Origin of the sequence: Nonomuraea ceibae (genome assembly GCF_019396325.1) — a bacterium.
Classification (GTDB): Bacteria; Actinomycetota; Actinomycetes; order Streptosporangiales; family Streptosporangiaceae; genus Nonomuraea; species Nonomuraea ceibae.
Genome location: NZ_JAHKRO010000209.1, coordinates 1 through 7,838 on the forward strand (window position 1 = coordinate 1; position 7,838 = coordinate 7,838).

The 7,838-nt window shown below is 75.2% G+C and carries 4 protein-coding genes; 2 read left to right on the forward strand and 2 right to left on the reverse strand.

Annotation, left to right across the window (positions count from 1 at the left end):
* The first annotated feature begins 157 nt into the window (after positions 1 to 157).
* A complete protein-coding gene (locus tag KME80_RS48880; protein WP_308126265.1) occupies positions 158 to 1,096 on the forward strand; it encodes a hypothetical protein in 939 nt (312 codons plus the stop codon).
* 81 nt (positions 1,097 to 1,177) lie between these two features.
* Positions 1,178 to 4,177 carry a coiled-coil domain-containing protein gene (locus KME80_RS48885; protein WP_219519579.1) on the forward strand — a complete coding sequence of 1,000 codons (3,000 nt, stop codon included), beginning with the start codon at positions 1,178 to 1,180 and terminating at the stop codon, positions 4,175 to 4,177.
* 122 nt (positions 4,178 to 4,299) lie between these two features.
* On the opposite strand, the gene KME80_RS48890 is transcribed toward KME80_RS48885, so the two are convergent.
* Positions 4,300 to 5,586, reverse strand: a complete 1,287-nt coding sequence (locus tag KME80_RS48890; RefSeq protein WP_219519581.1) for an MFS transporter — start codon at positions 5,584 to 5,586, stop codon at positions 4,300 to 4,302.
* Positions 5,587 to 5,655: 69 nt separating this feature from the next.
* On the reverse strand, positions 5,656 to 7,838 hold a 2,183-nt coding region (locus tag KME80_RS48895; RefSeq protein WP_281427551.1), incomplete at its 5' end, for an SbcC/MukB-like Walker B domain-containing protein.

Sequence of the window (7,838 nt, forward strand, 5' to 3'; positions counted from 1 at the left end):
AGCTGGTCCGCCGCATCCCCGAGCCGGAACGCCGCCAATAGCGGTACCGCTATCGACGGCCCCACCAGCGCGGACACCGTCCACCCCCGCCCTGGGCCACGACGCCCCCGAAACGACCGAGCCCCACAACCCGCCCCCGCCCGGGCAGCCGGACGCGGTGCAGGACGGGCACCCCCCACAGGGCCACCAGCCCGTACGGGACACACAGCCGCACGACGAGCACCCGGTCCAGGCCGACCGGGACGCGCAGATTCCGCAGGACGAGCAACCCGTGCCGGACGTGCAGCCCGTGCCGGACGTGCGGCTTAAGGCGGAGGGCTCTCTGGTGGAGGGGGTTGCCGGGGCCGGGGGGCGGGTGGAGGCGGGGGTGGCCGAGTTCGGCGATCTGCTGGACGCCTATGACGAGCGGCGGCGGGCCGAGCTGGTGGCCGCGTTCATGGTGGTGGAGCATGCCGCCGAGCCTGTGCAGGAGGCGAGGTTCGCCGCTCTGCGCGACCCGGCGTTGCGCCACACCCTGACGGCGATGCTGGCCCGGCGGGGTCGCGTGCTGGTCCAGCATCGTGAGCGCTGGATCTCGGGCTATGGCGACGAGATCGCCGCGCTGCACCGCGCCCCCGCCGCGGAGCAGCCCGCCGACGCCGAGCCGTCGGAGCCGGGCGTGGACGGACGGCGGTCGGATCGGCCCGCGCACGCCGGAGGTGGCAGGAGCGGAGCCCAAGGGCCGGGACAGGGGCTCGGGGAGAGTGAGCGGGCGGTGCTGACGCTGGTGCTGGTGCACTCGGTGGCGATCCCGCGCGCCGAGGGCCTGCTGCCGGAGGACTCGTGGCTGTCGCCGCACCCGACGCCGGTGGACGAGCTGCGCCGCCACACCCAGTTGCCGATCGGCGAGCTGGAGTCGGCGTTGCGGACGTTGCGGCACGCCGGGCTGCTGGCGCAGGTGAAGGCCGGTGAGGAGGCGGGTGGTTACGTTCCGGGCCCGCAGTTCCACCGGCTCACCCCGGCGGCGCGGCGGCGGCTGCAGGAGGAGCTGATCCTGGCCGCGGGCCCCGACACCCCGCTGGCGGCGGCCGTACGGGCTCGGAGGACGGCCAGGTGACGAGCGGGACGGCCCGCCGGACGGGCGGGGCCGTGGGTCAGGACGCGGATCAGGACGCATGGAAGGTTACGGGGAGCTGAAGTGGCGCAGGTGGAGAACGTCGTCGGGGATCGCGTGCTGGTCGCTGTGCAAGCGGTCAACATTTCCCGCCTGTCCACCCATCCGGTGCCGACGGTGCCGGGAACGCTGATCGTGGTGGCGGGGGCGGGCCCGAAGGACTCCAACGGGGCGGGCAAGTCCTCGTTCATCGCCTCGATCACGGCGCTGCTGGGTGACGAGCAGTGGCGGTTCGCGTCGGGGGCGAAGGCGGTGTCGGAGCTGCTGTTCAACGCGGAGCTGGCCAGCGGGGCCGGGGCGCGGCAGTGGGCGAGCGCCGATCACGGCTACATCGTGGGCGTGTTCGGGCCGCCGGGGATGCGGGAGTTCGCGGCTCCGGCCGAGCCGGTGGCGGCGGCGGGGGACGACGGGGAGCTGTTCGAGGTGCCGGACGACTCCAGCGGGCCGGTGACGGTCTGGTTGCGGGTCAACCAGGAGGCTCCGCATCTGGAGATCCGCTGGCGGGCCGGGGTGCATCTGGCCGCGGCGGCGTCGGAGGCGGAGCGGGTGGCGCGGGCCGACGAGCTGTGGGGTTCGCTGCCGCGGTCGGCGGGGCGGCGGGACGTGGTGGCCCGTGACCTGACGAAGGTGCTGTACGGCGACCGGGTGCGGTGCGTGTCGTTCCTGTCGACGAGCGTGCGCAGCAAGGTGGCGACGAACCTGCTGTCGCAGCCGCTGAACGAGATCTCGCCGGAGCGGGTGTTCGAGGCGATCGCGGCGCTGACGGGGCTGGACGCCGAGCTGGAGCAGGAGCGGGAGGCGCGGCGCGACGAGCACGCCAAGCGGGTGCGGGCGGTGCTGGCGGGTGAGCGGCTGGCGGAGTTCGAGGCGGAGTCGAAGGCGTTGCTGGCCACGTTCGACCGGCGCGACCAGGCGCGCGTACGGCTGGCCGAGGCGTTGCGGTGCTGGCGGGGGCGGCAGGCGCGCAAGCTGGCCGACGCCGCCGCGAAGGACGAGGCGCTGGCCGGTGAGCTGGCGCGGCATCGGGCGGCCGGTGAGGCGGCGGCGGAGGCGATCGCGCTGGTGAAGGCGGAGATCGCGACGCTGAAGGACGATTCGCTGGACCGGGGCGTGACGGAGGCGCGCAGGGAGCTGGCGGCGTTGCAGGCGCGGGCGGCCAAGCTCGACGCCGACCGGGCCGTGGCGGAGAACTCGGCCGACGAGCTGCGCGGGATGATCCCGGCGCTGGAGGAGGCGCGGCGCTTCGCCGACGGGCGTGACGTGCCGGCGGCGGAGCGGGAGCTGGCGGCGGCGCGGCTGCGGCTGAACGAGGCGCTCAAGGCGCTGGGCGTGGCCGACCAGGAGGTGGCCTCGGCCCGGGCGGCGCTGGACGACGCCGAGGGCGGCCCGGCCGCCGCGCAGCTCGACGCGCTGGCGGCGGCGGGCGTGGGCGCGACGGGCCTGCTGGACGCGCTGGACGTGGCCGAGCAGGCCCGCGGCTCGCTGCGGGTGGACGAGCTGCGCGGCTGGCCGGGCGAGCACGCGGTGGTCGTCGACGCCGCCAAGCTGGGCGAGGCCGCCGAGGCGCTGTCCGGTCTGCCCGGTTCGGTGCTGGTCAGCGCCGCCGGGGTGAGCGTGGTGGGGGCGTTCGACGGGGTGGCGACGGGCCGGGAGGCGCGCATCAAGGCCGCCGGCCAGCGGCTGAACCGGGCGATGGACGTACAGGAGACGGCCGCGCAGGCCGTGCACGACGCGGAGGAGACGGTCGCGCAGGCGCAGCGGCGGCTCGACGGGGCGAGGGCCGGCGTGCGGCTCGGCGAGCTCGAAGGGCGGCTGGCGGAGCGGCGGGCCAGGCTGGGCGAGCTGACGGCGGCGCTGGAGGAGCTGACGCCGCAGGTCGCCGAGGCCGAGCGGCAGGCGTCCTCGCTCGACTTCCGGGCCCGGACCCGCGACATGGAGATCGAGCGGCTGGAGGGCAGGCGGCAGCGGCACGAGGCGGAGCGGGCGCAGGCCCGCGAGCAGGAGGCGCGGGTCGGCGGCGAGCGGGAGGCGCTGCGGCTCGACGCGCTGGCCGCCGAGTGGGGCGGCACCGTCGAGACGGCCGGCGAGTGGGTGCGGGCGCTGCCCGAGGAGGAGCGGGGCCGCACCGCCGACGAGTGGTGGCGGGCCGCGGAGCGGCAGTTCGACCAGGCGTTGCGTGACACGTTCCCGGAGGAGGACGCGGAGATCCCGGAGGAGCTGCGGTTCCTGCTGGACGAGCGGGGCGGCAGCACGGCGCGCGAGCAGGCGACGTTCGCGGCGGTGTGCGGTGCTTTGGCGTCCTATCTGCGGGGTCAGGAGGAGTACGAGAAGCACCAGCGGCGGCAGATCGAGGCACAGATCGTGTCCCGCCAGCGTGACCTGGCGGCAGCCGACAAGGGCGCGGAGGAGGCGGCGCAGTCGACGGCGGTGCACCGGGCGGCGCTGACGGCGGCGATCAAGGCGCGGTTGCAGCGGGTGGCGGAGGAGTTCGAGAAGCTCGACACCTCCTACGGCGGCTACGGCGCGACGCTGGAGTTCCCGGTGCCGCCCGCGCCGGCCGATCCGGAGCAGCGCTGGCAGTGGCGGGTGACGCCGAAGTGGCGGCGCGGCGAGGGGCAGGGCTTCGTCCCGTACAACCGGCGGGCCAACACCGCGCTCATGGACGAGAAGGCGGTCAAGCTGGTGTGCGCGGCGGCGATCGCCTCCTCCGGCGGCGGCCACCTGTGCCTGGTGCTCGATGAGCTGGGCCGCAACCTGGGCAAGGAGCATCGCCGGGAGGCGGTGGCGCTGTTCCGGCGGATCGGCGAGACGTACGGGATCACGGTGATCGGCGCGCTGCAGGACGACATGGAGCCGTACGCGATCGACGCCTGCGGCCAGTACATCAAGCTGCGGCGCTCGTCCGACGCGATGCCGTACAACGAGCCGCCGGTGATCGTCGGCCACGACGAGCACGCCGAGCGGGTGCGGGCGCTGGCCGCCTACGTGGAGCGGCCGGCCCAGCCGGTCGGCGGGCCGGTGTAGCGGCCCGCGACCGGGTCTCCCGGGGTCTACGCGACCGGGTCTCCCGGGGTCTACGCGACCGGGTCTCCCGGGGTCTACGCGACCGGGTCTCCCGGGGTCTACGCGACCGGGTCTCCCGGGGTCTACAGGGTCTCGTCGCCGGTCTCGGGCAGGGCGATCAGGCAGAGCAGGCTGAGCACGGCCATCGCCGAGACGTACACACCGACGCCGAACACGCCGACGCCGCTCGCCTGCATGCTGGTCGCCACCAGCGGCGGCACCGCGCCGCCGAGCACGCCGCCCAGGCTGTAGGCGACCGAGGCGCCGCTGTAGCGGAACTCGGTGCGGAACAGCTCCGGCAGGTAGGCGCCCATCGGCCCGAACACCAGGCCCATGAGCGCCAGCGCGCCCGCCAGCGCCACGCCGACGAGCGGCACCGACCGGGTCTCCATCAGCGGGAACATCACCAGCCCCCACGCGATCGCCACGGACGTGCCGGTGATGAGCGTGCGGCGGCGGCCGAGCCGGTCCGACACGATCGACGACACCACGGTGCCCGCCGCCATGAACACCACGCCGATCATCGTCAGCGCCAGCATGGTCGTGCGCGGGATCTCCAGCGTGCCGGTGCCGTACGCCAGGCAGTAGGTGGTGGCCGTGTAGAACAGCGTGTACGCGATCACCATCGCGCCGGCGCCGAGCAGGACGCGCCGCCACTGGTGGCGCATGAGGCCGGCGAACGGCACCTTGGCGATCCGCCGTTCGTCCATCGCCGCCTGGAAGACCGGCGTCTCGGAGATCTTCAGCCGCACGTACAGCCCGACGACCACGAGCAGCAGGCTCGCCACGAACGGCACCCGCCACCCCCACGAGCCGAACTGCTCGTCGGTGAGCGTCGCGCCGAGGATCAGGAACAGGCCGTTGGCCGCGATGAACCCGACCGACGGCCCGAGCTGCGGGAACATCGCGTACAGGCCGCGCTTGCCGGGCGGCGCGTGCTCGGTGGCCAGCAGCGCCGCGCCGCCCCACTCGCCGCCGAGCCCGATGCCCTGCGTGAACCGCAGCAGCACCAGCAGCACCGGCGCGGCGACGCCGATGGCCGTGTAGCCGGGCAGCAGCCCGATGACGATCGTGGACAGCCCCATGACCAGCAGCGACACGACCAGCATGGACTTGCGCCCGATCCGGTCGCCCCAGTGCCCGAACAGCGCCGACCCGAGCGGCCGGGAGATGAACGCCACCGCGAACGTCGAGAACGCGGCCAGGCTCCCGGCCAGCGGATCCATCTCGGGGAAGAACGCGGTGTTCAGCACCAGCGCCGCCGCGGTGCCGTAGATGTAGAAGTCGTAGAACTCGATGGCGGTGCCGGCCAGGCTGGCGGCCGCGATCCGGGTCCGGCTGGGGGCCTCACTTCGGGGGGATTGCGTCATGTACGTCTCACTATGTGGTCTTACATCTTGTGAAGTGGTACGTGAACGCTACCACCTGCTGATTCGTGACTATCCCCCCACGACGGACAGCGTCGAACCGGTGCGGGTCTTGGCGACCCTGAGCTGAGCGGGGATGCGGGTGCGCAGCTCGGCCACATGGCTGATGATGCCGACCGCCCGGCCGCCGTCCCGCAGCCCGTCGAGGATGTCGAGCACGCCGTCGAGCGTGTCCTCGTCCAGGGTGCCGAACCCCTCGTCGACGAAGAGCGTGCCGATCTCCGCGCCGCCCGCCTCTGCGGTCACCACGTCCGCGAGCCCCAGCGCCAGCGCCAGCGAGGTGATGAAGCTCTCGCCGCCCGACAGCGTCGCCGGGTCACGCTCCACCCCGGTCCACCCGTCGTACACCCGCAGCCCCAGCCCGCCGCCCGAGCGCGCCCGCGACCCCGCGGTCTTCGCCAGGTCGTGGCGCAGCAGGTAGCGGCCGCCGGACATGTGGTCGAGCCGCTCGTTCGCCGCGTCGGCCACCTGCCGCAGCCGCTCACCCAGCACGTAGGAGGACAGGCTCATGCTCCACTGGTTGTCGCTGGACGTGCCGATGGCCAGCGACGCCATCCGCTCGGCCAGCCGGTGCCGGTCGGCCGCCGGCCGCCACCGCGCCACGCAGCCCTCCAGCTCCGCCTTCAGCTCCCGCAGCCGCGCGTGCCTGGCCCCGGCGCGGTCCCGGGCCGATGCCAGCTCCGTGTGGACGCGCTCCGCCTCGTCCCGCGCCGCCGCCAGCCCCGCCAGGTCCGGCGCCGGCCGCGCCGCCGCGGCCACCAGCTCCGGGTCCTCCAGCGTGCTCGTCACCGCGGCGTGCTCCGCGTCGAGCCGGCGCAGCGTCTCGGCCTTCTCCTCGCGCTCGGCGGCGCCGCGCGCCGCCGCCTCCGCGTCCGCCGCGTCCGCGAACCCCGCCTCGCGCGCCGCCTCCTCCGCCGCCTCGGCCGCCCGGGACCGCTCCCCCTCCGCCACGGCCGCCGCCCGCGTCGCCTCCCACCCCTCCCGCAGCAGCTCCGCCTCGTCGTTCAGCCTCGACAGGCGGGCGGTGATCGTCTCGTCGCCGCCGCGCGCCTCGTCCAGCCGCGCCGCCAGCCTGGCCGCGTCGGCGCTCAGCTCCTCCTGCCGTGTCCGGCCGGCCGCCAGCCTCGCGGCCACCCGCCGGGCGTCCTCCTGCAACGCCTCCCGCTCCCGCGCCAGCCCGGCCACCGCCCCGGCCAGCTCCCCCTCCCGCGCAGCGGCCGCCCGCAGCCGCCCCAACTCCGCCTGGGCCCACTCCAACACCCGCACGGCATCGAGCTCGACCCCTTCGAACGCTTCCGCTTCCGCTTCCGCTTCTGCTTCTGCTTCTGCTTCCGAGGAGAGCGTCGGCGAATCGACCGCTTCGTACGCCTCGGCTTCCGTAGAGGGCGCGGCCCCTTCGTGCGCCTCCGCTTCCGAAGAAGGCACGGTGAGCCCGTCGTGGGTGTCGGTCGCCGTCGTTTCGGTGGGGATGGGCGCGGGGGGTTCGAGGGGTGGGTGGATGGTGGCCAGGCGGGTGCGGAGGCGGGTGCGTTCGGCGTGCAGGTGGGTGGTGTGGGAGCGGTGCGCCGCCAGGGCCTCGCCGATCTCCCGGGCCCGGTCCCTGACCGTGTCGCGTTCGGCCTCGATGCGTTCCAGCTCGGCGGCCAGCGCGGGCTCGCGGTCGGCGATCGCGTGCAGGCGGGCCAGCTCGTCCTCGGCCCGTGCCGCCGCGGCCTCCGCCTCGGCGGCGTCGAGCCCGCCGGTGGCGTCCTCGGCGTCGGCCAGGCGGGACTCCAGCGACGCCAGCGTCCGCTCGGCCGCCTCCCGGTCGGCGAGCGCCGCCTCGTGCTCGCGTTCGGCGGCCAGCTCGTCGTCCGGCGAGGGGGCGGTCTCCGTGGGGGACGCCGGATGCGGGTGGTGGTCGGAGCCGCACACGGCGCACGGCAGCCCGTCGGACAGGTCACGGGCCAGCTCGGCCGCCATGCCCTCGATGCGCGCCTGCCGGATGTCAAGCCATCGTTCGCGCAGCCCCTGGGCCCGGTCGACCAGCGTCTGGTGGTGCGCCGACGCCGACTCCAGCTCCGCCGCGAGTGCGTCACGCCGCCGGGCCGCCGCCAGCGCCGCCCTCGCCGCGTCGAGCGCCGCCGAGGCCGCCGGGATCGCCGCCGCCTCGGCCCGTACGCCGTCGAGCCTCGCGGCGGCCTCGGCGACCCGGG